Source organism: Longimicrobiaceae bacterium (assembly GCA_035936415.1).
In the GTDB taxonomy this organism is placed as follows: domain Bacteria; phylum Gemmatimonadota; class Gemmatimonadetes; order Longimicrobiales; family Longimicrobiaceae; genus JAFAYN01.
Window position 1 is genome coordinate 1 of sequence record DASYWD010000528.1, and the last position, 2,008, is coordinate 2,008.

The 2,008-nt window shown below is 76.0% G+C and carries 2 protein-coding genes; both read left to right on the forward strand.

Annotation, left to right across the window (positions count from 1 at the left end):
- Positions 1-132: 132 nt before the first annotated feature.
- Positions 133-1,044, forward strand: coding sequence for a hypothetical protein (locus VGR37_21415; GenBank protein HEV2149971.1), 912 nt, complete (start codon positions 133-135; stop codon positions 1,042-1,044).
- Positions 1,045-1,081: 37 nt separating this feature from the next.
- On the forward strand, positions 1,082-2,008 hold a 927-nt coding region (locus VGR37_21420), incomplete at its 3' end, for a serine/threonine-protein kinase (GenBank protein HEV2149972.1).

Below are 2,008 nucleotides of genomic sequence, written 5' to 3' on the forward strand. Positions count from 1 at the left end.
GGCCGCGCTCCGCGCCGAGCTGGACTCGCTCCGCGCGCAGGTGCCGCCCGCCGACACCGCCGCGGAGATCCCCGACACCCTCCCCGCGGGCGCCCCCGGCGGGCCCGCGGCGACCCCGACCCGCACGGCGCCATGAGCAGCATGCCTCCCAACGACCCGCTGTCCCACACCGGGGAGCCGCTCCTGGACGCCTTCCTCCGCGACACCCTCCCCGAGGTGAAGCTGGAGCTGGGGCGGGTCATCGACCGGGAGAATGCCCGGGCGCTCCCGGAGCGCTACGCGCAGCTCCTCCCGCCCACGGTGCTGGTGGTGACGCTGCGGCCGGACGCCGCGGACTCGCTCCTCTCGCTGGTGGCGGAGGTGGAGCGGGAGCTGACCGCCTCGTGCATGCGGCACGGCTCGCTGTACGACCGGGAGTACCGGGTGCAGCTCCACCGCGCCGAGCGCGAGGACGCGCCGCTCTTCGTGGTCACCTCGCACAGCGAGAACGAGATGGCGGAGGTGGAGGCCGTCCCCATCTCCACCCCCGCGCCCACCCCCGCGCCGGTGTTCGCGCCGGGGATGGACCCGGACGCCACCCGCGTGGAGGGCACCGGGCCGCCGTCGGGGTGGGAGCCGGGGCGCTTCGTGCTGGTGGTGGAGGACCTGGACGGGGGCGAGCGTGAGGTGTTCCGGATGCCGGAGACGATCACCACCGTGGGGCGCCGCACCGACGACCCGCGGCTGCGCAGCACCGTGTCGCTCACCGAGGCGCCGCACGTCAGCCGGCGGCAGCTCGCGCTGGCGTGGGACCCGCGCGGGGACGAGCCCGGCTTCCGCGTGTACAACCTGGGCCTGAACGCGGTGCACCTGGGCGGCCGGGACATCCCGGGCGCCAACCGCAAGCACGGCCCGCTGCAGCTGGAAGAGCTGCAGGGGATGCACACCGAGTGGCTCCCCCTGGACGAGCCGCTCCGCATCGGCGAGCAGGGCCCCGTCCTCCGGGTGCGCGAGCTCGCGCCGCTGGACGAGGAGCAGGACCCCGACGCCACGCGCCTGGAGTAGGGCGCGGCGCTCCGGCACCCGAGAACCGAGCAGTCCCATGTCCGGCTTCGAGCACCTCCTGATCGGCCGCACGGTCGGCCGCCACTACCGCATCGAGGAGGTCCTCGGCGACGGCGGCTTCGGCGTGGTCTTCCGCGCCAGCGACCTTCGCCCGGGGCGGGCGGAGGGCGCGGTGGCGGTCAAGGTGCTCAAGGTCCCGGTGCGCGCCCCGGCCGAGCAGGTGGAGCGGCTTCGCGCCCGCTTCCGGCGCGAAGCGTCGTACGCCGCGCGGCTTCCCACGCACCCCGGGATCGTCCCCATCTACGACTACGGGACGGACGAGGAGCTGGGACGCGACTACATCGTCATGGAGCTGCTGGAGGGGGAGGACCTCCGCGCCCGGCTGGCCCGCCCCGAGCCGGTGCCGCTCCCGCAGGCGCTGCGCATCGTCCGCGACGCCGCCCGCGCGCTGGCCGTGGGGCACCAGGAGGGGCTGGTGCACCGCGACGTGAAGCCGGGGAACCTGTTCCTGGCGCGGCCGGAGGACGGGAGCGAGGAGCCGGAGGTGCGGGTGCTGGACTTCGGGATCGCCAAGCCGCTGCACCTGGACCCGGAGCACACCGCCACGCACCTGACCGTGGACGGGCGGGCGCCGCTCTCGGCGCGCTACGCCGCCCCGGAGCAGCTCCGGAGCGACGCGCCGGTCACCTGCGCCACGGACGTGTTCGCGCTGGGAGTGGTGGGGTTCGAGCTGCTGACGCGCACGCGGCTCTTCACCGACGCGGACCAGAACCGGCGGGACGCCGGGCTCCCCGTCCCCCTCCCCTCGGTGCGCGCCCGCAACCCGCAGGTCCCGGCCGAGGTGGAGGAGGTGCTCTTCCGGGCCCTGGCCGACGACCCGGCGCGCCGCTTCCCCGAGGCGGGCGCCTTCGCGCGGGCGCTGCAGCAGGCCTGCGCGCGGCTGCGCATCGGCCTGGACCCGGCG